Source organism: Sphingomonas sp., from assembly GCA_019635535.1.
GTDB lineage: Bacteria > Pseudomonadota > Alphaproteobacteria > Sphingomonadales > Sphingomonadaceae > Allosphingosinicella.
In genome coordinates, this window is the sequence record JAHBZH010000001.1 from 720,600 (window position 1) to 744,606 (window position 24,007).

At 69.0% G+C, this 24,007-nt stretch carries 26 protein-coding genes; 9 read left to right on the forward strand and 17 right to left on the reverse strand.

The annotated features are described in order from the left end of the window. Positions 1-12: 12 nt before the first annotated feature. The 6 genes from KF780_03730 to KF780_03755 all read right to left on the reverse strand — a co-directional run bounded on the left by KF780_03730 (position 13) and on the right by KF780_03755 (position 6,436). Positions 13-834 (reverse strand): phytanoyl-CoA dioxygenase family protein, encoded by an 822-nt coding sequence (locus tag KF780_03730; GenBank protein MBX3560904.1) that lies wholly within the window; start codon positions 832-834, stop codon positions 13-15. Further along, the gene (locus KF780_03735; protein ID MBX3560905.1) at positions 831-2,396 is read right to left on the reverse strand and encodes an amidohydrolase family protein; all 1,566 of its coding nucleotides are present in this window, start codon (positions 2,394-2,396) and stop codon (positions 831-833) included. Before KF780_03735 ends, KF780_03730 begins: the two co-directional genes overlap by 4 nt. Further along, positions 2,393-3,382, reverse strand: a complete 990-nt coding sequence (locus KF780_03740; GenBank protein ID MBX3560906.1) for a dipeptide epimerase — start codon at positions 3,380-3,382, stop codon at positions 2,393-2,395. Before KF780_03740 ends, KF780_03735 begins: the two co-directional genes overlap by 4 nt. Further along, positions 3,340-4,374, reverse strand: coding sequence for a DUF1611 domain-containing protein (locus tag KF780_03745; protein ID MBX3560907.1), 1,035 nt, complete (start codon positions 4,372-4,374; stop codon positions 3,340-3,342). Before KF780_03745 ends, KF780_03740 begins: the two co-directional genes overlap by 43 nt. Before the next feature lie 69 nt (positions 4,375-4,443). After that, positions 4,444-5,328: a LysR family transcriptional regulator gene (locus KF780_03750; GenBank protein ID MBX3560908.1), complete on the reverse strand. Its 885-nt coding sequence runs from the start codon at positions 5,326-5,328 to the stop codon at positions 4,444-4,446. A 439-nt stretch (positions 5,329-5,767) separates the two neighbouring features. Beyond that, positions 5,768-6,436, reverse strand: a complete 669-nt coding sequence (locus KF780_03755; GenBank protein ID MBX3560909.1) for a Crp/Fnr family transcriptional regulator — start codon at positions 6,434-6,436, stop codon at positions 5,768-5,770. A 118-nt stretch (positions 6,437-6,554) separates the two neighbouring features. On the opposite strand from KF780_03755, the gene KF780_03760 reads away from it, so the two are divergent. Continuing rightward, positions 6,555-8,060 carry a PAS domain S-box protein gene (locus tag KF780_03760; GenBank protein ID MBX3560910.1) on the forward strand — a complete coding sequence of 502 codons (1,506 nt, stop codon included), beginning with the start codon at positions 6,555-6,557 and terminating at the stop codon, positions 8,058-8,060. Further along, on the forward strand, positions 8,053-8,664 hold the full coding sequence (locus tag KF780_03765; protein MBX3560911.1) for a response regulator: 612 nt from the start codon (positions 8,053-8,055) through the stop codon (positions 8,662-8,664). The genes KF780_03760 and KF780_03765 overlap by 8 nt, the downstream gene beginning before the upstream one ends. 48 nt (positions 8,665-8,712) lie before the next feature. Here the strand turns inward: KF780_03765 and KF780_03770 are convergent, their stop codons facing one another. Beyond that, the gene (locus KF780_03770) at positions 8,713-9,201 is read right to left on the reverse strand and encodes a hypothetical protein (GenBank protein MBX3560912.1); all 489 of its coding nucleotides are present in this window, start codon (positions 9,199-9,201) and stop codon (positions 8,713-8,715) included. A gap of 165 nt (positions 9,202-9,366) precedes the next feature. On the opposite strand from KF780_03770, the gene KF780_03775 reads away from it, so the two are divergent. Then, the gene (locus KF780_03775) at positions 9,367-10,581 is read left to right on the forward strand and encodes an NnrS family protein (GenBank protein MBX3560913.1); all 1,215 of its coding nucleotides are present in this window, start codon (positions 9,367-9,369) and stop codon (positions 10,579-10,581) included. A gap of 12 nt (positions 10,582-10,593) precedes the next feature. Here the strand turns inward: KF780_03775 and KF780_03780 are convergent, their stop codons facing one another. Next, the gene (locus tag KF780_03780; protein MBX3560914.1) at positions 10,594-10,989 is read right to left on the reverse strand and encodes a SirB2 family protein; all 396 of its coding nucleotides are present in this window, start codon (positions 10,987-10,989) and stop codon (positions 10,594-10,596) included. 131 nt (positions 10,990-11,120) lie between these two features. Between KF780_03780 and KF780_03785 the strand changes: the two genes are divergently transcribed. Then, entirely contained in the window at positions 11,121-13,328 is a 2,208-nt protein-coding gene (locus tag KF780_03785) for an adenosylcobalamin-dependent ribonucleoside-diphosphate reductase (GenBank protein MBX3560915.1), read from the forward strand. Positions 13,329-13,367: 39 nt separating this feature from the next. Here the strand turns inward: KF780_03785 and KF780_03790 are convergent, their stop codons facing one another. Both KF780_03790 and hemN read right to left on the reverse strand, forming a co-directional pair. Then, on the reverse strand, positions 13,368-13,694 hold the full coding sequence (locus KF780_03790; protein ID MBX3560916.1) for a cupin domain-containing protein: 327 nt from the start codon (positions 13,692-13,694) through the stop codon (positions 13,368-13,370). 36 nt (positions 13,695-13,730) lie between these two features. After that, on the reverse strand, positions 13,731-15,080 hold the full coding sequence (gene hemN, locus KF780_03795; protein MBX3560917.1) for an oxygen-independent coproporphyrinogen III oxidase: 1,350 nt from the start codon (positions 15,078-15,080) through the stop codon (positions 13,731-13,733). 162 nt (positions 15,081-15,242) lie between these two features. Here hemN and moaA point away from each other — a divergent pair, with 162 nt between their 5' ends. Next, positions 15,243-16,220 carry a GTP 3',8-cyclase MoaA gene (gene moaA / locus KF780_03800; protein ID MBX3560918.1) on the forward strand — a complete coding sequence of 326 codons (978 nt, stop codon included), beginning with the start codon at positions 15,243-15,245 and terminating at the stop codon, positions 16,218-16,220. 292 nt (positions 16,221-16,512) lie between these two features. Here moaA and KF780_03805 read toward each other — a convergent pair whose 3' ends face one another. Continuing rightward, positions 16,513-17,064 carry a hypothetical protein gene (locus KF780_03805; GenBank protein ID MBX3560919.1) on the reverse strand — a complete coding sequence of 184 codons (552 nt, stop codon included), beginning with the start codon at positions 17,062-17,064 and terminating at the stop codon, positions 16,513-16,515. Positions 17,065-17,115: 51 nt separating this feature from the next. On the opposite strand from KF780_03805, the gene KF780_03810 reads away from it, so the two are divergent. Continuing rightward, positions 17,116-17,898 carry a cyclic nucleotide-binding domain-containing protein gene (locus KF780_03810; protein ID MBX3560920.1) on the forward strand — a complete coding sequence of 261 codons (783 nt, stop codon included), beginning with the start codon at positions 17,116-17,118 and terminating at the stop codon, positions 17,896-17,898. On the opposite strand, the gene KF780_03815 is transcribed toward KF780_03810, so the two are convergent. Then, positions 17,895-19,121: an alginate export family protein gene (locus KF780_03815; GenBank protein MBX3560921.1), complete on the reverse strand. Its 1,227-nt coding sequence runs from the start codon at positions 19,119-19,121 to the stop codon at positions 17,895-17,897. The two genes, KF780_03810 and KF780_03815, sit on opposite strands and share 4 nt — an antisense overlap. A gap of 54 nt (positions 19,122-19,175) precedes the next feature. Here KF780_03815 and KF780_03820 point away from each other — a divergent pair, with 54 nt between their 5' ends. Further along, on the forward strand, positions 19,176-19,931 hold the full coding sequence (locus KF780_03820) for a sulfite exporter TauE/SafE family protein (GenBank protein ID MBX3560922.1): 756 nt from the start codon (positions 19,176-19,178) through the stop codon (positions 19,929-19,931). Beyond that, positions 19,928-20,485 (forward strand): molybdenum cofactor guanylyltransferase, encoded by a 558-nt coding sequence (locus tag KF780_03825; GenBank protein ID MBX3560923.1) that lies wholly within the window; start codon positions 19,928-19,930, stop codon positions 20,483-20,485. Before KF780_03820 ends, KF780_03825 begins: the two co-directional genes overlap by 4 nt. On the opposite strand, the gene KF780_03830 is transcribed toward KF780_03825, so the two are convergent. The 5 genes from KF780_03830 to KF780_03850 are packed head-to-tail and all read right to left on the reverse strand — an operon-like array spanning position 20,482 to position 23,353. Next, positions 20,482-21,654 carry a molybdopterin molybdotransferase MoeA gene (locus KF780_03830; GenBank protein ID MBX3560924.1) on the reverse strand — a complete coding sequence of 391 codons (1,173 nt, stop codon included), beginning with the start codon at positions 21,652-21,654 and terminating at the stop codon, positions 20,482-20,484. The genes KF780_03825 and KF780_03830 overlap by 4 nt on opposite strands. Beyond that, positions 21,651-22,127, reverse strand: a complete 477-nt coding sequence (gene moaC, locus KF780_03835) for a cyclic pyranopterin monophosphate synthase MoaC (protein MBX3560925.1) — start codon at positions 22,125-22,127, stop codon at positions 21,651-21,653. The genes KF780_03830 and moaC overlap by 4 nt, the downstream gene beginning before the upstream one ends. Next, the gene (gene moaB / locus KF780_03840) at positions 22,124-22,660 is read right to left on the reverse strand and encodes a molybdenum cofactor biosynthesis protein B (GenBank protein ID MBX3560926.1); all 537 of its coding nucleotides are present in this window, start codon (positions 22,658-22,660) and stop codon (positions 22,124-22,126) included. Before moaB ends, moaC begins: the two co-directional genes overlap by 4 nt. Then, positions 22,648-23,190 (reverse strand): molybdenum cofactor biosynthesis protein MoaE, encoded by a 543-nt coding sequence (locus KF780_03845; GenBank protein ID MBX3560927.1) that lies wholly within the window; start codon positions 23,188-23,190, stop codon positions 22,648-22,650. The genes moaB and KF780_03845 overlap by 13 nt, the downstream gene beginning before the upstream one ends. Then, positions 23,114-23,353: a MoaD/ThiS family protein gene (locus KF780_03850; GenBank protein MBX3560928.1), complete on the reverse strand. Its 240-nt coding sequence runs from the start codon at positions 23,351-23,353 to the stop codon at positions 23,114-23,116. Before KF780_03850 ends, KF780_03845 begins: the two co-directional genes overlap by 77 nt. A 137-nt stretch (positions 23,354-23,490) precedes the next feature. On the opposite strand from KF780_03850, the gene KF780_03855 reads away from it, so the two are divergent. Beyond that, positions 23,491-23,997 carry a hypothetical protein gene (locus KF780_03855; GenBank protein MBX3560929.1) on the forward strand — a complete coding sequence of 169 codons (507 nt, stop codon included), beginning with the start codon at positions 23,491-23,493 and terminating at the stop codon, positions 23,995-23,997. Positions 23,998-24,007 lie beyond the last annotated feature (10 nt).

The window sequence follows — 24,007 nt, forward strand, 5'->3', positions numbered from 1 at the left end:
GTGGGGCGCGCCTCACACATAATGGGGTTCGCCCCGCGCGCGCAGCTCCTCGTAATGGACCAATGCCGGCTCGGGTCCGAGCGGCACCGGCTTGCCGTCGCGAAAGGCCCACTCGCCCCGGTCGCAATCCGCCGCGCGGACATAGCCGTTGATGTAGAAACGGCGCCGGTGATCCGCATGATTGGGGCCGGAGCCGTGGACCAGATAGGGATTCCACAGCGCCAGATCGCCCGGCGCGAGATCGAGCTGGATCGCGTCGGCGGCGCGTAGCCCGACCCGCTCCAGCGCCCCGTCGCGCATGGCGGTGCCCAGCACCTCGGTATCGGTATCCAGATCGAGATCGCCATGGACATGGCTGCGCGGCACGAAACGCATGCCGCCCGATTCCGGTCCGTGCGGATCGATGGCGAGGCCGGTCTGGACATAGGCGGTGTCGAGATTGCGGTAGCAGTCCGCCGGCCGGCGGAAGCGCGAATCCTGATGCCAGGCGAAATCGCCGGCGGCGCCCGGCGCCTTCCAGTGGAGCTGGTTGATGATCTGCTTGACGTCGCCCCCGATCAGCGGCGCGAGCAGGGCCGCGAAGCGTGGATCGAGCCGCACCGTATCCAGCGCCGGGCAGTGATAGGCCGGCCATTGCACCATCTGCACGATCGGGCCGTTTGGCCCTTGCGCGATCTTGTAGAAGAGGTTGCCGTGCCGGAAGCTGCGGCCGTGCGCCACGCCCTCCGCATGAACCCGATCGATCTCCGCGCCGATCGCGGCGACCTCGCCGGGCGCGAAGAAACCCCGCACGATCGCATAGCCGTCGCGATGCCAGGCGGCGGGGTCGATCACGGGCAGCTTCCCTCTGGCGGACGGTGCGCCAGCGCCCGCCCGGCCGGCGCGCCGGTCAGCGCGCCATTCTCCACCGCCGGCACGCCGTTCACCAGCACCAGCCGCACGCCTTGGGCCAGCAGGGTCGGCGCGTCGTAGGTCGCGCGCGCGGCATAGCTGCCGGGATCGAACACGAGAATGTCGGCATAGGCCCCGACGCGCAGCCGCCCGCGATCGGCGATGCCGAACGTGTCGGCGGTGAGAGAGGTGCTCCGTTCGATGAAATCGCGCAGCGAGATCGCGCGGCGGGCGACGACATATTCGGCATATTTGCGCGCGAAGCTGCCATAGACGCGCGGATGGCCGGTCGAGGCGTCGGAGCCGGTCATCACCCAGGGCTGGGCCATGAAGGTGACGATGTCCGCCTCGGTCTGGTTGAACGAGGCCACAGCCGGGTCCTGGACGCGGATCACCGCGATCGCCGTCGCGACAGGGTCCGCTCCGCCCGCGACCTGCGCCAGCGTGCGGCCGCGATGCGCGCCTTCGGTAATGCGCAGTGTCTCCGCCCCGCCGCGCCGGCGCAGATTCTCGGCCATCTCGGCATGAAGGCGCGCGGCCAAAGCGGCATCGTCGAAGCGGGCCAGCAAGGCCGCCCGGCCCCCGTCCTGCGCCCAGCGCGGGACGAGCGAGGCGACCAGGCTCGTGCCCGAGGCGGACCAGGGATATTGATCGGCGGTGACCCGCTGCCCGGCCGCCCGGGCGGCCTCGATCCGCGCGACGATCGCCGGTGCCTGGCCGTGCACGTCCACGCCCAGCGCCTTGATGTGGGAGATATTGACCGGCAGGCCCGCCGCGCGGCCGACCTCGATCGCCTCGTCGATCGCGGCGGCAAGGCCGATCGAATAGCTGGATTCGTCGCGGATATGGCTGTCATAGACGCCGCCCCGCACTCCCGCCTCCCGCGCCAGCGCGACCACCTCGTCGGTCGCCGCGAAGCTCTGGGGCGCGTAGAAGAGGCCGGTCGAGAGGCCGAGCGCGCCCTGGCACATGGCGGTGGCGACCAGCCCGCGCATCCGCGCCAGCTCCTCGGCGGTCGGCGCGCGGTCCTCCGCCCCGATCACGGCCCGGCGCACCGCGCCGAAGCCGACATAGGCGGCATAGTTGATGCCGACGGGCCGCTCTTCCGCGCTGCCCAGAACCGCCGCGATGTCTGGTGTCCCGCCGCCGTCATTGCCGATGAAGGCGGTGGTCACGCCCTGCATCAGGAAGGCGGGGACGAGCCGTGCCTGCGCATCGTCCGAGGCGAGCGCGGCTTCGGCATGGGTGTGCGGATCGATGAAGCCGGGCGCGACGATCAGGCCGCGCGCGTCCACGACCCGCGCCGCATCGAGCCGCAATCGCCGTCCGACCGCACGGATGCGATCGCCGGAAATCGCCACGTCGCCGACGAACGGCGCGTCCGATCCGGTATAGACGGTGCCGCCCCGGATGATCAGGTCGACCTGCCGGGACGACGGCCCGGCATCCGCCGCTGCGGACAGCGAGGCGGCGAGCAGCAGCGAAGCGATCCAGGCCCTTTTCATCGCGTTCCCCAGAAACCGGGCGCGGGCGGGCGGATGATGCCGTCCGTCTCGACGATCCCGCCGGGATAATCCTCCCGGAGCCAGAGCGGACCGTCAAGATCGACGAAATCCGACATTTGCGCGATGTGCAGCGCCGGCGCGACCGACAGTGACGAGCTGATCATGCAGCCGGTCATCAGCTTCAGCCCCATGCCGCGCGCCGCCTGCGCGACCCGCAACGCTTCGGTCAACCCGCCGGTCTTGTCCAGCTTCACGTTCACGACCTGATAGCGCCGCGCGACGATGGCGAGATCGGCCGCGACATGGAGCGATTCGTCGGCGCAGATCGGCACCGCCGGCGCGAAATCCTCCAGCCAATCATCGGCATCGGCCGGCACCGGCTGTTCGAGCAAGGCGACGCGCGCCGCGACCAGCACGCTTTGCATCGCCGTCACCCGCTCCCGGTCCCAGCTCTCATTCGGATCGACGATCAGGGCCGGTTCGGGCGCCGCCGCGCGCACCGCGCGGATTTGCGCCTCCGGGTCCGATCCATCCACTTTGACCTTGAGCAGCGGCACATGGGCGAGGCGTCGCGCGGCTTCGGCCATCGCCTCCGGCGTATCGATCGAGATGGTAAGCGCGGTCGCGACCGGCGCCGGCGCCGCGCCGCCGATCGTCTCCGCCACATCGCGCCCGACCTGCCTGGCTTCGAGGTCCCACAAGGCGCAATCCAGGGCGTTGCGGGCGGCTCCGGCGGGCAGCACGGCGAGCAGGTCCTCACGCCCACCGCCCGCCTCGACGAGCGCGCGCACCGCCTCGATCGCTTCGATCGTGCTGTCGAGGCACTCGCCGTAGCGCGAATAGGGCACCGCTTCGCCGCGCCCCGCGACGCCGTCCTCGGCGATCGTGACCGTCACGACGTCCGCCGCCGTCTTGACGCCGCGCGAAATCCGGAACGGCGCGTTCAGCGGGAAATGGTCGCGCTGCGCGTAGAGCGTTCGAGGCATAACAATCGGTCGAGGATGGCATCGACGCCGAAGGCGATCGGATCGGTGCAGGGCAGGCCGGCCTCCGCCTCGGTCGCGGCGCACAAGGCGAGCGCGGCGGACCGCTCCATGCCGGACGTGTTGAGGCAGATGCCCACCGCGCGCACGTCCGGGCGGGTCAGCCGCGCCGCCTCCAGATTGCGTGCCAGACATTCGGCGAGACCGGGCAAGGGGCGCCCCTCTATCCCGCGCAAATGTGGCCGGCCCGGCTCGTGGCACAGCACCAGCGCATCGGGCTGCGCACCGTGCAGCAGGCCGAGCGAGACGCCGGCGAAGGACGGGTGGAAGAGCGAACCCTGCCCTTCGATCAGGTCCCAGCCATCGTCGTCGCGCGCCGGGGCGAGCCGCTCGATCGCGCCCGAGATGAAGTCGGCGACGACGGCATCGACCGCGATGCCGTCCCCGGCGATCAGGATGCCGGTCTGGCCGGTCGCGCGAAAATCGGCGGCGATGCCCCGCGCCCGCAACCCCTCGGTCAGCGCCAATGTCGCGTACATCTTGCCGACCGAACAGTCCGTGCCGACGGTGAGCAGCCGGCGGCCGGCGCGCGGCACGCCCTTGCCGACGACCAGGCCGGCGGGCGGATCGCGCACGTCGAACAGCTGGAGCCCGCGCTCGGCCGCCAGCGCGGCGAGGCGCGGCTGGTCGCGCAGCCGCTCGTGCAGGCCGGAGGCGACGTGCATCCCGGCCGCCAGCGCGGCGGCGGCGTCCTCGATCAGGTCGGCGCCGACCTTGCCGCCCGCTCCGGCGATGCCGAGGATCAGGGTGCGCGCGCCGGCTTCGGCTGCTTCCGCCATGCCGAGCCGGGGCAGGTCGAGCGTCAGCGGGCTGTCGTCGTGCCGGAATTCGCCCAGGCAATCCGCCCGCCGGAATTCGGCGACCCCGCGCGAGGTCTTGATGCCGAGCGGGTCGGTACTGTGGCCGATATAGACGAGATAGGGCGCCGGGATCATCGGGCGGAAACTAGCCCCGGCGTGCGCGGCGGCGCGCATAATGAGAGCGCGGGCCGTCATAGCCCGCCGCTATGGAGCGTCGACGATCCGTCCCAGCGTCTTGAGGAAGTCGTTGGCGAGCGCGCCCGGCGGCCGGTTGATCAGGAACATGGCGTGGATGTCGAAGGTGATGCGCGGTCGCAGCGGGCGCATCGACAGGCCCGGCGCGAGGCAGGCCTGGGCGGTGAAGCTGTCCACGACTGTCATGCCCACGCCCTGCCGCACCAGGGCGCCCGCCATGTAGAAGGTGCGCGCCGATACGACTTCGTCCAGCTCGAGGTCGAGCCGCTCCAGCTCCTGCGCGAAGAGCTGGCCGATCGGACCGCTGGCGGCGAGGCTGATGAAGCGCTGGCCCTTGAGGCGGCTCAGTTCGATGCTGGGCGGCGCGTCGGGCATGTCCTGCTCGCGATAGAAGACGACCAGCTCGCCCTCGCCCAGCCATTGCTGGCTGATCGGTGCCGCGGGAGGGACTTGGCAGGCGACGGCGATGTCGGTCTCGCGTTCGTAGAGCTTGCGCAGCAGATCGTCGTGATGGGCGGTCTGCAGGTCGAATTTTACGTTCGGATGAGTCTGCAGGAATTGCGAGACGGCAGTCGGGATCGCCTCGAGCGCGAGCGAGGGCAGAGCGAGGATGCGCAGCGCGCCGCCGGCGCCGCGCCGCAGGTTCCGGCTCGCCTCGCGCAGCGCGTGGACGCGGTCCTGAATCTCGCGCACGTCGCCGAATAGCAGGTGGGCGTCCTCTGTCGGCACCAGCCCGCCATTGGTGCGCTGGAAGAGCTGGAAACCGAGCAGGCTTTCGGCATGGCGCAGCATCTTGGACACGGACGGCTGCGACACGTTGAGCGCCCGCGCGGCGGCGCTGACCGAGCCGTTCACGTAGACGGCATGGAAAATCTCGATGTGGCGAAGGTTCATGCGCGCCCCGTTCCAACCGCCGGCAGGTTACACCGCCCTTCGCGGGCGGCAAGCGCCGTCTCGATTTCGCGGGATCGACATGGAGCGGGCAAGATGGCGGTGCTGTCAGTCTAATGCTAACTCGTCTCCGGAGTCCCGACGCATTCCGGAGCAACAACGTGAATCCCATTTCCTTCAAGCGGCACCGGTTTCCACCGGACGTTATCCGCTATGCGGTCTGGCTCTATTTCCGCTTCACGATGAGCTTTCGCGATGTCGAGGAGCTGCTCGCCGAGCGGGGCATCGAGTCAGCTATGAGACCATACGATGCTGGACCATCAAGTTCGGACCACAGATCGCCGCGAGCCTGAGGGCGCGCAGGCCGGCACCCTCGGCCGTATTGAGCCGGTGGCGACGATCTGATGCAATCATGAATAACAAGAAGCCCAAGGCGCGGCCCTCAGCTCACTCCGCGCGCCCGCTTGGCCAAAGCCTGCCTCTGGCGGATGGTGATCGTTCCGCGCCCGCCGGTGACCATGCCTTCCTTCTCCCACCGGCTGATCAGCCTGCTGACCGTGTAGAGCGTGGTCGCGGTCAGCTCCGCCAGCTGCTGGCGCGAGACCCGAAGCGCGACGGGCTCTTCGCTCTCGCCCTCGACCGCCCGGTCGCGCAGCCTCAACAGCGTCCGCGCCAGCCTTTGCCCGACCTCCTCGGTGGAGACTTCATGCAGTCGCTGCAGCAGCTCGGTCGCCCGGCCGCCGACGATCGCCAGCGCATTCTCCGCCAGCGCGGGATGCTCCTTCATGAGCGCGGCGATACGGTCGATCGGCCAGGTCATGATGCGGCCGGGAGCAACGCCGGTCGCGGTCGCGGGATAGGGAATCTGCCGGAACACCGCGACGCAGCCGGGAACGTCGCCCGGACCCATGATATGGATGGTCATGGCCGAGCCGCTGAGCGAGGAGCGCCAGATCCGGACCTGGCCTTCCAGGATGACGATCAGCTTCGCCGGAAGATCCCCTTCGTGAAACAAGGTCTGGTCGGCGGCGTACGATCGCACCGAGCCGGTCCGCCGAAGCAGCTCGTGCAGCTTTGTGGGGAGCCCCTCGAAGAGACGGCCGATGGTCATGGACTGCTGATAGGTAAGTTGGCGATGTGATGTAAGAGCCGGCGGCGCGGGCTGGTTCCGGCGCTGCCCGCGCAAGGTTGCAGTGGACGATCCTCCGCCCAGCTGGGAAAAGGGTCCCATGACGGGCAGCGTCGGCGGAACCTTGGAGAGACCATCGCGAGCGCGCGTCCGTCCGGCTCATGCCTATGGCCTGGCGCTTCTCGCCATCGCCGCGGCGCTTGCCGTCAATCTCGGCCTGAATGCCGTGGCCGATGCGCGGGCGACGTTCATCCTCTTGGTTCCCGCGATCCTCGTCGCGGCGATCCTCGGCGGGCTCTGGCCGGCGATCATGGCGACCGTGACGGGCTTCATCGCCGGACTGGCGGTCGAAGCCATGACCGGGGGACTGTCGAGCAGTGAGCTGGCCGACGGGCTCGTGTATCTGCTGGTCGGGGCCATCGTCGCTATTGGGGGCGAGACCTTCCAGCGGGCGGGCCGGCGGGCCGAAGCGATCACCCGCGATCTCGCGGTCAGGGAACAGCATCTGAGGTCCATCCTGGAAACGGTCCCCGACGCGATGGTCGTCATCGACGAACGGGGGCTGGTGCGCGACTTCAGCCAGGCGGCCGAGCGGCTGTTCGGCTGGACCGCCGACGAAGTCTCGGGCCGCAACGTCAGCATGCTGATGCCCTCGCCCTATCGCGAGGCGCATGACGGCTATCTGCAGCGTTATTACCGGACCGGCGAGCGCAGGATCATCGGCACCGGGCGGGTCGTCGTCGGCGAGCGCAGGGACGGCTCGACCTTCCCGATGGAGCTTACGGTCGGCGAGCTTCGCCTGGGCGAGGAGCGTTTCTTCACCGGCTTCATTCGCGATCTCACCGAGCGCCAGCAGACCGAAACGCGCCTGCAGGAACTGCAGTCGGAGCTGGTCCACGTGTCCCGGCTCACCGCCCTCGGCGAGATGGCCTCCTCGCTCGCCCACGAGCTCAACCAGCCGCTCGGCGCGATCTCCAACTATATCGGCGGCGGCAGGATGTTGCTGGCCCGGGAGGTCATCCCGCGAGAGCGCCTGGACGAGACGCTGGAAAAGGCCCGCGATGAAGCGCTGCGCGCGGGAGAGGTCATCAGGCGCTTGAGGGAATTCCTTGCCCGCGGCGAGACGGAGCGCCGCATCGAGAATTTGCCGAAGCTGATCGAGGAAGCGAGCGCGCTTGCGCTGGTGGGGGCCAAGGATTTCGACATCCGTGTACGCTTCGATCTGGACGCCGAGGTGGGCCTGGTGCTGGCCGACCGGGTGCAGATCCAACAGGTCGTGCTCAACTTGATCCGAAACGCGATGGACGCGATGCAGGGCACGGACAGGCGAAATCTCGTCGTTTCGGCCGGGCGCTGGGAAGGGGATATGATCGTGGTAAGCGTGGCCGACAGCGGTCCTGGGATCGATCCGGCGATCGCCGACCGGCTGTTCCAGCCGTTCGTCACCACCAAGGCGGAAGGGATGGGCGTGGGCCTGTCGATCTCGCGCACGATCGTGGAGGCGCATGCGGGGCGCATCTGGGTCGAGCCCAATCCGGATGGCGGCACGATCTTCCGATTCACGCTGCCGCGCGTCGACGAGCAGGAGTTGGCCGACAATGGCTGATCCCGTCGTGCACGTGATCGACGACGACCCCTCCGCCCGGGAGTCGCTCGAGTTCCTGATCGACTGCGCGGGCTTCGGCGTCAGAACCTATGCCTCCGCGCGCGACTTCCTCGACGCCCTGCCGACGCGCGAGCCGGGCTGCATCGTCACCGACGTGCGCATGCCGGAGATGAACGGCGTCGAGCTGATCCGCCGGCTCAACGCGATGAATGTCACTGATCCGGTGATCGTCATCACCGGTCATGCCGACGTTCCCATGGCGATCGAGGCGATGAAACAGGGCGTCTCGGATTTCATCGAAAAGCCATTCGCCGACGAGGCCATCCTCGACGCGATCAGAACGGCGCTGGCGCGCGAGAGCGCCCGCGACGAGGTTCGCCGCGAGCGCGAGAGGATAAGGTCGCTGATCGACGCGCTCTCGCAGCGCGAGCGCGAGGTGCTGGACGGCCTCTACGAAGGCCATGCCAACAAGGTCATCGCCTTTGACCTCGGCATCAGCGACCGGACGGTCGAGATCTATCGCGCCAATGTGATGACCAAGATGGGCGTGAAGACCCTCTCGGAGCTGGTCCGGATGGTAACGGTGGCGCGGCTGGCCGATTGATCCCGCGCGTTGCGCCCGGACCGGCGGCGCCAGTCCGGGCCGTGCCTCCTACATGTAGATCGCCGCGGCGACGCTCATCGCCAGGATGCCGAGGGTCAGCGACACCGGAACGATCAGCATCTGGACCAGGGCCGCGCCGCCGCTGCTGTGGCCGGTCAGCGTCTCCATGCCGTCATGCATGAAGCGGTCTAGGCTCGGCCGCTTGCCGCGCGCCGGTTCGACCTTGAAGAAGATTCGCGGCACCGTGAAGAAGGCGACGAGGAAAAGAGCCGCGATCGCGACCGCGAACGCGGACTCGCGCGAGGCGACGGCGGTGAAGGCCAAAGCAGCCAGAAGCGCGCAATAAGCGGCGACCAGCAGGCCGCCGACTCCGGCGGGAACGTCGTCGGCGGCGGGCGTCGGCCGGAAGGCCTCGACCGACGGGCGTTCCACGATATAGGGAATCGGGAAGGGCGCGAGCAAAGTGCCGGCGGGCCAGACGGCGGCAACGTTGGCCGGGTTGCGATGCTCGTCGGACAGGATCTTCTCGTGAAGCATGGTCGCGCTCCTCGTGGGGACAACAGGATGGGCGCTTCCTAGTCCGGCCGCTCCGCCGCGAGGATTCGGATATTCTCCTTAAGGGGAATCCCGGAGTGGCCCTTCCCGCCGATCGACGCGAGATGCCGCCGGATTCCCCTTGTTCCGCATGGAGAACCGCGCGCGATGATGACCCGAGGTGAGCAGATGCTCGCGCTGCGCCGCTCGCGCATGGCGGCCTCACCGCCCTTCCTTCGCGGCGGCTTCCGGCCCTTCTTCTCCGGCGGCGCGGCCTGGGCGGTCGTCGCCCTGGCCCTGTGGCTGGTCGCGCTCGCCGGAGGGGCCACGCTCCCGACTGCGTTCGATGCGCTCGCCTGGCACCGCCACGAAATGCTGTTCGGCTTCGTCGGCGCGGTCATCGCCGGCTTCCTTCTCACCGCCATTCCCAACTGGACAGGACGCCTGCCGATCGCGGGCCCGCCGCTCGCCGCCCTCGCCGGGCTCTGGCTGGCCGCGCGAATCGCGGTGCTGTTTTCGGCGCAGGTGGGACCGGTCGTCGCGGCGGCGCTCGACATCGGCTTCTATCTCGTTCTCGCCGGGCTGGCGCTGCGCGAAGTGCTGGCCGCGAAGAATCGCAATATCCCGGTCGTCGGCCTCGTGCTGCTCTTCGGCGCGGCGAATGCGCTCGATCACGCGCAGGCGGCTGGATGGGTCGCGACCGGCGAGCTCGGAATCTGGATCGCGATCACCATCGTCACCCTGATGATCTCGCTGATCGGCGGGCGGATCGTGCCATCCTTCACCCGCAACTGGATGCAGAAGCAGGGCATCACGGAGCGCCTGCCGACCCAGCCCGGCCGCTTCGACTTCGCCGTGATCGGCGCCACCGCCGTCGCTCTGCTCGCCTGGGTGATCCTTCCCGAGGCCCGCATCGCCGGCTTCCTCCTGCTCGCCGCGGCGGCGCTGCAGGGGGCGCGGCTGGCGCGCTGGGGCGGTTTGCGCGCGATCCGGGACCCGCTCGTCTTCATCCTCCACGTCGGCTATTTCTGGGTGCCGGCGGGGCTGGCGCTGCTCGGCGCGAGCCTGCTCGGCGCCCCCTTTCCACGGTCTACGGCGATCCATGCGCTGACGGCCGGAGCGATGGGGACGATGATCCTCGCGGTGATGACCCGGGCGTCGCTCGGCCATACCGGGCGCGAGCTCAAGGCGAGTCCGCAGACGGTCTTTCTCTATCTGCTGGTGACGCTGGGCGCGGCCCTGCGCGTCGCGGCGCCGCTCGGCCTGGTCGACTATACGATCGGGATGGAGGTCTCGGCGGTGGCCTGGGCCGGCGCCTTCCTCATCTTTCTCGGCGCCTACGGGCCGATCCTGTTCAGCCGCCGCCCCGACGAACGGAGCTAGGCTCGCCGCTCATCATCCCGGAGCGAACAGGCCGAGCGGGTGGTGCATCCGCGCGACGCTGACAATGAACAGGAAGGTGAGGATTGCGCCGGCCAGGCAGGTCAATCTGCCGCCCAGGCTCGGGCCGCGAAGCGCGCGATAGCCGAGCAGGATGTAGAGGGTCAGCAACAGGACCTTGGCGGTCAGCCAGGCATCCACGAACGGATATTGCCCGACGGTGACGGCAAGCGCGATTGCCGCCGCGAGGAGCAACGTGTCGACCGAATAAGCGAGGATCCGGGCCCGGCGGGCGAGCGGCCAGGCCGCTCCGGCGAAATTGAGCGACGCAGCGCGAACCAGGAACAGGCTGCCGCTCGCGACAACAGCCGCGATATGGACGGTCCTGAACTCGAGAAAATAGTCTTCCATGCGCACGGCCTGAAGCTCCCAGCGGCGGATGAGGCCCTCGGCGACGAATCGGCACCCGCGCAATGCGCTGGATCAATTTGCTCCCAATAGTGGTCGGCTACCCCGGACTCCCACAAGATACGGGGGATGCGATGAGTTTCGAGGTTGCGCTGGCCGAGGAGATCTGGACCGCGAAATATCGCTTCGCGCCCGCGGATGGCGGCGGCGACGAGAACTTCGCCGCGACCGCGGCCCGGGTGGCGGCGGCGGTCGCCGAGGCCGAGATACCCGCGCTTCGCGCGGATTGGGAGGATCGGTTTCGCGAGGCGATCGGCGACTTCGGCTTCATTCCGGCCGGCAGGATCCTCGCCGGCGCCGGCACAGGTCGCGCCGTCACCTTGTTCAACTGCTTCGTCATGGGCACGATCCCGGACAGCCTCGAAGGCATTTTCGAGCATTTGAAGCAGGCCGCGCTGACCATGCAGCAGGGCGGGGGCGTCGGCATGGACTTCTCCACGATCCGGCCGAGCGGAAGCGAGGTCAAGGGCGTCGGCGCCGACGCGTCCGGCCCGCTCTCCTTCATGGATTGCTGGGATTCGATGTGCCGGACCGTCCATTCGGCCGGGCAGCGGCGCGGCGCGATGATGGGGTGCCTCCGGATCGACCATCCGGACATCGAGGCGTTCATCGACGCCAAGCGCGACCCGGCACGGCTGCGCAACTTCAACGTCTCGGTGCTGGTCACCGACGCCTTCATGGCCGCGCTCGGGTCCGACGCGGAGTGGCCGCTCGGCTTCGGCGGCAAGATCTACCGGACGGTGCGCGCGCGCGACCTCTGGGAACGGCTGATGCGCGCGACCTATGACTGCGCCGAACCCGGCGTGATCTTCGTCGACCGGGTCAACCAGCTCAACAATCTTGCGCATTGCGAGACGATCAGCGCCAGCAATCCGTGCGGCGAGCAGATGCTGCCGCCCTACGGCGCCTGCCTGCTCGGCTCGATCAATCTCGCCCGACTGGTCGAGCGCCCGTTCGAGGCGGAGGCGGGGATCGACGAGGCGACGCTCGCCGAGTTTACCCGCACCGCGGTCAGGATGCTCGACAATGTCATCGACATCTCGCGCTATCCGCTGGCCGAGCAGGAAGCGGAGGCGAAGGCGAAGCGCCGGATCGGCCTCGGCATCACCGGGCTTGCCGACGCCTTGCTGTTCTGCGGCGCCAGATACGGCAGCGCAGAGGCGGTCGCGCTGACGCGGGACTGGCTCGAGATCATCAAGCGCGAGGCCTATCGCGCCTCGGCGCTGCTCGCGGCGGAGAAGGGCGTCTTTCCCGCTTTCGATCCGGCCATGATCGAGCGGCCCAACCTTGCCGGCCTCGATCCCGATACCCGCGCCCTCATCGCCGAGCACGGCCTCAGGAACGGCTGCCTCACCTCGATCGCCCCGACCGGCACCACGTCTCTCCTGGCAGGCAATATCTCCTCGGGGATCGAGCCGGTCTTCGCTTATTCCTACCAGCGTCGGATCCTTCAGGCCGACGGATCGGCGAAGGAGGAGCCGGTCGAGGATTATGCGATGCGCGTCTGGCGCCAGGTCAAAGGCGACGCCGAGCCGCCCCACGAGCTTTTCGTCAGCGCCCAGACGCTGAAGCCCTGCGATCATCTCACCATGCAGGCGGCCGCCCAGGCGCTCGTCGACAGCTCGATCTCGAAGACCGTGAACTGCCCAGAGGATATCGGCTTCGAGGATTTCGCCGACATCTATGTCGAGGGCTATCATCTGGGCTGCAAGGGGCTCACCACCTACCGGCCCAATGCCGTGACCGGATCGATCCTGCGGACGGCCGCAGAGCCGAAGCCCGAGCCCGAGATCTCCATCGCCGCCCGCGAAGAGGCGATGCACGGGACCACCTACAAGCTCAAATGGCCCGACAGCGCGCACGCGGTCTATGTCACGATCAACGACATGGAGACCCCATCCGGACGGCGACCGTTCGAGATCTTCATCAACTCCAAGAATATGGAGCATTATGCCTGGACGCTCGGCGTCACGCGCATGATCTCGGCCGTGTTCCGGCGCGGCGGCGACGTGTCGTTCGTCGCCGAGGAGCTCAAGGCCGTCTTCGACCCGCGCGGCGGCGCCTGGGTCGCCGGCAAATATGTGCCGTCGCTGCTCGCCGCGGTCGGCGGGGTGATCGAGCGCCATATGGGCCCCGCCCAGCCTATCCTGCCGCTCGACCTGCCCGACCCGGAGCAGGCCAGGGCGCCAGGCGCCTGCTGTCCGCAATGCGGCGCGCCGGCGGTGATCCGTGTCGAGGGCTGCGACAAATGCCTCGAATGCCCCTATTCGCGGTGCGGGTAACGGCGAGCGCGGGCGGTCCCGCCCGACGGAAAAGGCCTCCTAGCGATCGAACATGATCGTGAGCAGCAGGGCGGACTCCTCGACCGCTTCCACCGCATGCGGCGCGCCGCGCTCCAGATAGACCCACTGGCCGGCCCCAAGCTCGATCTCCCGGCCGGCGTGAAGGATGACGCGACCTTCGAGGCAGAAGAGCGTGATCTGACCGCTGACCGCATGCCGCGGGATCGTCTTGCCGCGGGGAAGGACGAGGCGGACGGCCTCGAATTGCTCGGTCTTCGCAAGGGCGGCCGTTGTCGCATCCGCCAGCGACGCGCCAAGCGGCCGCAGGTCGACGACCTCTCCCGCCACTGCGTGATGTAATGCCATCTGTCGCTCCTTTTTTCTCTGCCGCTCTGCAGTGCCTCAGGCCGCGCGCGAATGCGTCGCCTGGCCCCTGCCCAGATAGGAGTCAAACGCGGCAGCGACGGAGCGGACCAGCGGGCGCGCCTCGGGCGTCACCTTGATCAGATTGCCGTGCCGCTCGATCAGGCCGTCGGCTGCGAGCGGCTCAAGCGCCGGGAGGCCGGCAAACTCGGCCGGATCGGCTCCGAACTGCGCGCACACCCTCTCGAGATCTACCTTGTGGTCGCACATCAGCCGCTCGATCACCGCCGCGCGGAGCTTGTCGTCGGCGCTCACCGCGATGCCGCGAAGGACGGGCAGCCGCCCCTCCATGACCCGCTTCTGATATTCCGAGATGGGCACCACATTCTGCACATAGCCGCCGTCCAGCCGGCCGATCGAGGACGAGCCGAGGCCGAGCAACGCCGGGCAGGCGTCGGTCGTATAGCCCTGGAAGTTGCGGTGCAGCGCCCCGGTCTCGGCGGCGGCGGCAAGCGGGTCGTCGGACTTTGCGAAATGGTCAAGGCCGATCTGCCGATAGCCGGCCTCCGCCAGGGCGTCGGCCATTGCGCGCGATTGCTCGAGCCGGGCGATGCCGTCCGGAAGCATCGACTCGTCGATCTTGCGCTGGTGCAGCTTGAAGCTCGGAACGTGGGCATAGCCGAAGATTGCGATGCGGTCGGGAGCGAGCGCCACCGCCCGGTCTACCGTCTCGAGGCAGGATGCGATCGTCTGGCCCGGCAAGCCGTAGATCAGGTCGAAATTGATGCGCTCGATCCCGCGCCACCGAAGCCCCTCGACCGCTGCGGCGGTCATCTCGAAGCTCTGAATGCGGTTGATCGCGCGCTGGACGACCGGGTCGAAGCTTTGCACACCGATGCTGGCGCGGTTGATCCCGGCCTCGGCGAGGGCAGCGATCATCGGCGCCTCGAGTGAGCGGGGGTCGATCTCGATCGCGATCTCCGCCTCCTCGCCGATCGCGAACCGGGATCCGAGCAAGGCGACGAGGCCGACAAGCTCGGACGGCGACAGCAAGGTCGGGGAGCCGCCGCCGAAATGGATGTGTCCCACCCCCATCCGGTCCGGCAGCGCCTCGGCGACCATCTCGATCTCGCGCGCCAGCGCCGCGACATAGCGGCTGACCGGCGCCGGCCGCGCCGTCACCGTCGTATGGCAGGCGCAGTACCAGCACATCGATCGGCAGAAAGGGATGTGGAGATAGAGCGAGAGCGCCATGTCTCCCGACACGGCCGCAAGCCACTCGCGATAGGTGCGTTCGTCCACCTCCGGCGAGAAATGCGGCGCCGTGGGATAGCTCGTATAGCGCGGCACCTGACCGTCCGCATAACGTCTGATCGCATCCTGTCGCATGGCAGTCTCCCGCCGCGCCCGTACCAGAGCGCGCGGACCGCCCGATGATCCAGATCATCCCCGAGCCCGGAGCCGCGAGCTAGCAGGCGCATCTTGACCGGCCGTTTTTCAGGAGCCTAGCAGGGGCCAGTGCAACCGCTCGTCGCCACGAACGCAAGGGACCTGGTCGATTCGTTCGGCCGCCGGATCAGCTATGTGCGCATGTCGGTCACCGACCGGTGCGACCTGCGCTGCCGCTACTGCATGGCGGAAAGGATGCGCTTCCTTCCCAAGCGCGACATCCTCTCGCTGGAGGAGATCGTCGCGCTCGCCGACATCTTCATCGCCCGCGGCGTCACCAGGATCCGACTGACCGGCGGCGAGCCGCTCGTGCGGCGGGGCATAGCCGAGCTTGTCGAGGCGCTCGGCGCGCGGATCGGGCGCGGCCTCGAAGAGCTCACCATGACGACCAACGGGACGCAGCTCGCGCGCCATGCGGAGACGCTGCGCCGGGCGGGCATAAGGCGCGTGAACGTGAGCCTCGACAGCCGCCGCGAGGACCGCTTCCGCCACATCACCCGCCGGGGCGAGCTCGGCGAGGTTCTGTTCGGCATCGACGCCGCCGCGGTGGCGGGCCTCAGGATCAAGATCAACATGGTCGCCCTCAAGGGACTCAATGACGACGAGATCGAGGACATGCTGCTCTGGTGCGCTGGCCGCGGCTTCGATCTCACCCTGATCGAGACCATGCCGCTCGGCGAGGTCGAGGAGGACCGGACGATTCACTATCTGCCGCTCGATTCGGTTCGGCAGCGGCTGGAGAAAAGCTGCGCGCTGGTTCCGACGCTCGCGCGCACCGGCGGCCCGGCGCGTTATTTCGAGGTCGGCGGGACTTCGATCCGTCTCGGCTTCATCACGCCGCTCACCGGCAATTTCTGCGACGGCTGCAACCGGATCCGGGTGGCGGCGACAGGAACGGTCTTCGGATGCCTCGGCCACGACCAGAAGGTCGAGCTTCGCGATCTTCTGCGCTCCGGCGGTCGAGCCGCGGTGGACGAGGCTCTCGACCGGCTGCTGGCCGGAAAGCCCCGCGGCCACGATTTCCGGATCGGTGCGCCCATGCCCGCGGTTCAGCGGCACATGAGCGTGACCGGCGGCTAGTCGGCCGGTACAAATGATCTGAGTCAATTCGCGGTCTCCGGCGCGGCCTAGTCTCGGCCCATCGCGCACGGCTGCCCCGCCCTCTGCGCTCCGCGCCGCCCCTCGTCCCCGAGCCAAGCGCGGCCTTGAGCCCCGGCCCTTCCCACTCGGCCGGGGCTCGTTTCTTTCCGTGACGATCCGACCGGCCGCTTTCTTCCCATTCGGGTCGAGGGCATCGCCGGTTGTCGAAGGCCCGCCGGCAAGCCGCTTCGTCCGCCGGAACATGCATGGATGACCGGTCCCCGGACCGGGTTCATTCCGCCGGGTCGGACTCGACCAGCCTGAGGCGGGAGTCGCCGAGCGACAGCGTTCCGGGTCGCCGGGGCGACCCGACCGTCTTGCACATGAAAAGCGCCTGCCGGCGAAAACCCGCTCGCCGCCACGTCTCCGGAAATGCGGTTGGACGCCCGTCGCGCTCCCGAACCGGCAGGCTGAGGGCGATGCCGACCGCTTCATGGCCCTCGCACAAGGCCTCGAGCGCGTCGCACAAGGCCGTGCGGACCGGGTTCGCGTCGCTGAGCTCGAGCGCGACCATCATCTCCACGCGAAGCACCCTGCCGAGCCGAAGATCCTCTTCGGGACGCCAGCTCGCGACGCCGTGGAGAGCACCTTCTTCGGCAGACGCCGCGAGCACGCCGCCGCCAAGCCGGATCATCTGGTGGCAATGCGCCGACCAGCGCCTTTCATCGATCCCGGGAACGGCCATCCGCACCAGCGGCAGAGCCTCGCCCAGCCGGTCATGAAAGAGGTCGAAGGTGAGGAATTTCGGCATCGCTCCACGGCTCCAATGGAGTCCAGTCAGCATCGACCATAAGGGGAATCCCGGAGGTGCATTTGAGGCAGATCAACGTACCGGATGAGCCAGATCATCGATCCCCTGAAGATTGGGAGAAGGACCGTGCTCTCGCCCGCCGTGCAGAATGAAGTCGAGCTTCACGACGACCATCCCTGCGCCAGCTGCGCGGTTCGCGAGCGGGCGCTGTGCGGTGTCCTCGATGCGGACGATCTTGCCAGCTATCGGCGGCTCGGCTGGACGCTGAGGCTCAAGCGCGGACAGACGATCTTCCACGAGGGCGATCCGGCCACCCGGGTGTTCACCGTCACCGGCGGCACCGTGAAACTCTATACGCTGCTGCCCGACGGTCGGCGGCAGGTCACCGGCTTCATGTTCCCGGGCGACTTTCTCGGCATCAGCCTGGATGAGGAACATGCGGTCAGCGCGGAAGCGCTCGACGACGTTCAGCTCTGCTGGTTTCCGAGGAACCGGTTCGGGAAGTTCGTCGACCAGCATCCGGTGATGGAGAGACAGCTTTATTGCCTGGCCGCGCACGAGCTCGCCGCGGCCCGGCAGCAGATGGTGCTGCTCGGTCGCAAGACCGCGCTCGAGCGGGTCGCGACCTTCTTCATCCAGCTCCTCGAGCGCTCCGAGCGGGTCGGCGCGGGCGGCAAGGGCTGCTTCGACCTTCCGATGGGCCGATCCGACATCGCCGACTATCTGGGCCTCACCAAGGAGACCGTCAGCCGGGTGCTTGGCCAGTTGCGGGACCTGCGCATGATCAGGCTCGTCACGCTCGACCGCATCATGGTCCTCGATCGCACCGGCCTCGGGCTTCTGGCCGATGGTGCCGGCCAGGCCTAGAAGGCCCATTCCGCCTGAAGCCACAGCTTCCGCGTGTCTGCGCCGAGCCCCCTCGCATCATAGTCGGCATATTTGGCGAGCAGGGCGACCCGCCCGAGGCGGAAGCCGACCGAAGCGTCCCACTCCGTGCCATATTCGACATTGCCGGCGGCGCTGTCGAACTGGTGGAAGGCGAGGCTGAAATTGAGCCCAGGCAGCGCTCGGACACCGTCGAACCGCCTGCCGATCGAGACATAGGCATCCTCGAGCCCCGCCGCCGGCGTGGTGAGGAACAGATCCGCCCAGCCATTATATCTGTGCAAGGTCGCCATCGGCGTCTGCAGGGCGCGCCCATGGTCGCTGCCGAGCCGCTCCCATCCCACCGCGATGGTGAAGCCCGCGAGCGTCGTCCCGCCTTCGAACGCCCAATAATCGGCGGCATAGTCGAACGGATTGCGGCCATGATCGGCCTGGCGCGCATAGCTCGCCCGAAGCGAGAGGCGCGCGTCTCCATGGAGCGGAACCGCTCCGCTCAGGGTGCCGCCATAGGTCTGGCTGCTGTTCGGAAGATTGAAGGCCTCGTCATAATCGAGCAGATAAGCAAACAGCCTGCCTTCGATCGGGCCGACCCGCGACGAGAGGCCGGCGAAGATGAAGTCGCCGCCGAACGCGGTCTGCGGCCCGGCATCCTCGCCGAAGATGGTGCGCTGGTTGACGGCGTAGGTGAGGTCGACCCCGACCGGGCCGAGCCGCGCCTCGGTGCGCACGGCGTCGAAGGTCTGCTCGTTCTGACGCCACCCGACCGACCCCACCCAGCGCTGGTCGTCGAGATTGATGCGCTGGCGGCCGAGGGTGACCGCGCCGCCGGCGAACCGGTATTGCAGCTGCAGCCGGTTGAGCTCGGCATTTTCCGGATCGGCGACGGTCGCAAATTGCGGCCGCCGCTGGCTTGCGTTCGCAATCGGAAAGGGGAAGGCGTTATAATCGTCGGCAGGCGCGAGCGTGCCTTCGGCTTCGGCAAGCAGCGAGAAGGGGCCGTATCGCGCCTCGATCCCGGCTCGCAGGCGGATGGTCAACGCCCCCGCGTCGAGCCCGCCCTGGTCGACATGCTCGTAACGCGCCCGCGCCTCGACAAGCGGCCTCATCCGGACCCGATCGGCGCCTTCGTCGTCGCCACCCGTCTGGGCGGCGGCCGGCATCGCCAGGACAAATGCGGTTGCCGTCGCGAGAATGATCCTGATCATGTCCCCGCTTTCCTTGCTGGTGCAGGTTGCCTAGCGAACCCCGGTACCCGCGGAGTGATCTGGCTCAATATGGACTCATCGACGCTCGTCTGGATCGCCCTGCTGATGGGCTTGGCCGCGGCGCTCTACTCGACCGTCGGCCATGGCGGCGCGTCTGCCTATCTGGCGATCATGGCCTTATTCTCCGTGGCGCCGGAGACGATGCGGCCGACCGCGCTCGCGCTCAATCTGGTCGTCGCCGGGCTCGGCGTCTGGCGCTACGGCCGGGCCGGGCAGATCAACTGGCGGCTGCTCGCCGCCTTCGTCGTCACGGCCGCGCCGGCGGCGTTCGTGGGCGGCGGGATCTCCATTCCGCCCGAAGTCTATCGCCCACTGGTCGGAGTCGTGCTTTGGGCCGCGGCAATCCGCCTGTTCTGGCAGCCGGTCCGGCTCGCCGGGCGGGCGCCGAGCCCGCCCTCGCTCGCTCTGGCCCTGCCCGTCGGCGCCGCCCTCGGGCTGCTCGCCGGGCTGACCGGCACCGGCGGCGGCATCTTTCTCTCGCCCTTGATCATCCTGTTCGGCTGGGAGGATGCGCGCCGGACCTCGGGCGTCGCGGCGGGCTTCATTTTCCTCAACTCGACGGCCGGCCTCGCAGGCAATGTCGCCGCAATGCGCGCGCTCCCGGCGGACATGCCCTGGCTCGTCGCCGCGGTCGCGGCCGGAGCGCTGCTCGGCACCTGGCTCGGCGCGGCGCGGCTGCCGAAGCCGCGGCTGCTGCAGGGGCTCGGCCTGGTGCTGGTCATCGCCGGCGCGAAGCTGATCTTCGCATGACTCCGGCGGTGCTGATCCTCGCCGGCGGCGAGAGCCGCCGGATCGGCGGGGGCAAGCCGCTGCGGCTTCTGGGGGGACGAACTCTGCTCGAGCGCGCGGTCGCGCTTGCGCAGGGGTGGAGCGACAGTGTCACGGTCGCCGCGCGCTCGGCGGCACAGGTGGGCAGCCTGGAGATTCGGCTGCTGCTCGACCCGCCGGGGCTGGAAGGGCCGCTCGGCGGCCTGGCTTCGGCGCTCCGGCTCGGGCGGCCGCTTGTGCTGACGATCCCCTGCGACATGCCGTTCCTCCCCGACGACCTTCCCGCCCGGCTGGCCGCGGCGCTGCCGGGCCATGGCGCGGCGCTCGCGATGAGCGGCGGCCAGGTTCATCCGGTCTGCGGCCTGTGGCGCATCGACGCGCTCGCGCAGTTGCGCGGCTATGCGGGGTCGGGGCGGCGCTCGCTGATCGGCCTGGCCGAGACGATCGGCTATGTCGCGGTCGAATGGCCGGGCGACCCCTTCTTCAACGTCAACAGCCCGGAGGACCTCGCCGAGGCGGAGAGACGTCTCGGCTAGAAGTCGAGCGCGTCGACCTGTTCGCCCGGCCCGCGGGCCGCGTCGCGCGGGCGGCTGCGCAGGAGCAGATCGGCCTCCGCGAGCGCCCTCTGCGCGCTCGAATCCTGGTTGGAGAGCGGTATCGCCCCCGCTTCGCAGCGCCGCGCGCGGTGGAAAGTCTCGCGCTCCCCGCACGCCGGAAGCGGCGCGGCGAGGACCAGGCGGCGCCAGCCGAGCGCACCGCCGCATCCGGCAAGGCGGGCGACGAGCGGAGCGAGGAACAGCCGCGCCGTGACCATCGCCGAGGTCGGATTTCCCGGGAGGCCGAGCACGAATTTGCCGCCGGCCCGTCCGAACCAGACCGGCTTTCCGGGCTTGATCGCGACCTTCGAGAAGATGAGTTCCAGCCCGTGCGGCTCGAACATCGGCTTCGCGAAATCCTTCTCGCCGACCGACGCTCCGCCGGTGACGACGACGAGGTCCGCCTGGCGCAGCGCATCGCCCGCCGCCCGCTCCATCACCGCGAGGTCGTCGGGGAGCCGGCGGGTGCCGAGGCCGCGCGCGCCCCATTGGCCGGCGAGCGCGGCGACGCCGTAAGTGACGCTCTCGGGAATCGCGCCCGGCCGGCCTCGCGCCTCGCCGGGCGGCGCGAGCTCGTCACCGGTGCCGAGGACGATCAGCCCCGGCCGCCGCCGAACCTCCACTTGGCCGACATCGGCGCCGGCCGCGGCGACGAGCGCCCGCGGGTCGAGCCGGCGCCCGGCTTCGAGCAGCATGTCGCCGACGCGGAAATCGGAGCCGCGGAAACGGATGTGGCGCGCCGCTCCCGGGGGATCGTCGATGATCGCAAGATCGCCGTCCCTTCTGACGACCTCCTGGATCACCACTCGGTCGGCTCCGGACGGGATCGGAGCGCCGGTGAAGATGCGCACGCATGTTCCCGCTGCGAGCGCGCCTTCGAAGCTCCGCCCGGCGAAGGACTCGCCGATCACCCGAAGCGTCCCCGGCAGGTCGGCGTCGCGCACCGCATAGCCGTCCATCGCCGACGAGTCGGCGGGCGGCGAATCGATCATCGCCACCACCGGGGTCGCCAGCACGCGACCCGCCGCCTCGGCGACCGGAACAGAGCGGGGGCCGAGCGCAGACGCTTGCTCTTCGATCAGCCGGACCGCTTCGTCGAACGAGATCATTCGCGCGTCCAGCTTCCCGAGCGCCCCCCTTGCTTGGAGGTGACGCGGATGCCGCCGATCTCCATCGTCCGGTCGATCGCCTTCAGCATGTCGAACAGGGTGAGGCAGGCCGCCGAGACAGCGGCGAGCGCCTCCATCTCGACGCCGGTGACCCCGACCGTCTTGGTTTCAGCCGAGACCCGGAAGCCGGGCAGCGCCTCGTCGGCTTCGATCGTCACCGCCGCCTTGGTCAGCGGCAGCGGGTGGCAGAGCGGGATCAGGTCGGCGGTTCGCTTGGCGGCCATCACCCCGGCAAGCTCGGCCGTGCCGATCACCGAACCCTTGGGTGCATTTCCCGCCAGCACGGCTGCGAGTGTGGCCTGGAGGCACGTGAGCCGGCCTTCGGCCGTCGCGGTGCGGGCGGTGGGCGCCTTGTCCGAGACGTCGACCATGCGGGCCCGGCCGTCGCCGCCGATATGGGTCAGGTCGCTCATGCGCAAAGCTCCCTGAGGCGCGGCACCTGCCCGGCCAGCGAGCAGGGACGGTAGCGGCTGTCGAGCTCGAGTCCGAGGATGAGGTCCCAACCGTCGCGACAGGCGCCGGTCGAGCCGGGAAGGCAGAAGATGAAGGTGTCGTCGATCTGGCCGGCGAACGCGCGCGATTGCAGCGTGGACAGACCGACCGTGCCGAAGCTCGCCTGGTGGAAGAGGACCGAGAATCCGTCCAGCTCGCGCCGGCACAAAGGCTTCACGGCCTCGGGCGTCACGTCGCGAGGGGCGAAGCCGGTGCCTCCGGTGGTGAGGATGACGTCGACGTCCGGGTCGGCCGCCCAGGCCCGGGCCTGCGCGCGTATCGCCTCCACCTCGTCGGGGACGATCGCGCGGTCGGCAAGCGCGTGTCCGGCCCCGGTCAGGCGCTCGGCAAGGAGCGCGCCCGACGAATCGCTCTCCTGGTCGCGGCTGTCCGAGACGGTCAGCACCGCGATTCGCAGCGGATAGAAAGGCAGGTCTTCGTTTATTCCGGGCATGACTGGCTCCAGCGGGCAAGGGCGATGCGATCCTCCTCGGTCGGCTCGATCCATTCGGCGCCGTCCGCGCGGTCCTCGCGCTTCCAGAAGACCGCCTCGCTCTTCAACCGATCCATCATATAGTCCACCGCCTCGAGAGCGGCACGCCGATGCCGGGCGGCCGCGGCCGCGAGCACGATCGGCTCGCCGGGCAATATGGCCCCGCAGCGATGGAGGATCAGCACGTCGTCGACCGCGAAGCGCGCGCGCGCCGCGGCCGCGATGGCGTCCAGCGAACGCTTGGTGAGGCGTTCATGATGGTCGAGAAACAGTCCGGTCACGGCGCTGCCGTCGCTCGAGCGCGCGCGCGCTATGCCGGTGAAACTCGCGACCGCGCCCGCGTCGCCCCGGCCGATGAGCCGGTCGAGCTCCTCGGCGGGTGCGAAGGGTTCGAGGCAGAGGCGGGCCGTCATCTCAGCCTCCCGACAAGGGCGGCAGGAATGCGATCTCATCGCCTTCGCCGACGACCCTGTCCTCGTCCACAAGCTCATCGTTGAGGCAGGCGCGGCTCCGCGAGGCCTCGAGGTCACCGGCGGCGGCCGGATAAAGGCGCGCGATCTCGCGCCTCACGTCGGCGACCGAGCAGGGCGGCAAGCCGAGGCTGAGATCGCGGCCGAGCAGGTCGGCGAGCCGGCCGAAGAAGAAAATGATCATCGTCGCTGGCCTTGCCGCATCTTCCCTCAGTCGCAATTGACCTGCGTCAATGGCGACCGGACGGAGACATGACAACAATCGGGCCGAACGGTCAAACCGGTCGCGGCCAACGGTTGCGTACAGGCGAGAGGGTTATCATGTCGAAGCTGATCCGGCGTCTCGCTTATGGGGCGTCTTTGGCCCTGATCACCTCGCTCCCGCTTTCGCCTGCCCTGGCGATCCAGACCGAGCAATGCGCGGACGTCCTGCAATTTCCCTTTGCCGCCAGCCCTGCCGCTGACGCCCAGGCCGGCGGGCGGCAAGGCAGGATCTCCTTGGGACGGGTGACCTGGATCGCCCTCTCGCCGGTCGAAACGCTGACCTGGGCGCGTGCGCCCGAGAGAGTTCCGCCGGCCGGCACGAAAGGCGCCATCGCAGTCGTCGAGATCGCCGAGGAGGGATCGTACGCGATCGCGTTGAGCGACGGCGCGTGGGTGGACGTCGTGGCGCCGACGGGCCACGTTCGCTCGGCGGGGCACGGCCATGGCCCGGCCTGCTCCGGCGTTCGAAAAGTGGTTGACTACCGCCTCGCCCCGGGCAGCTATCATATCCAGCTCTCGGGCGCCGAGGCCGATCGCCTGCGAATCCTGGTCCTTCGTCGCTGAAATTCTCGGC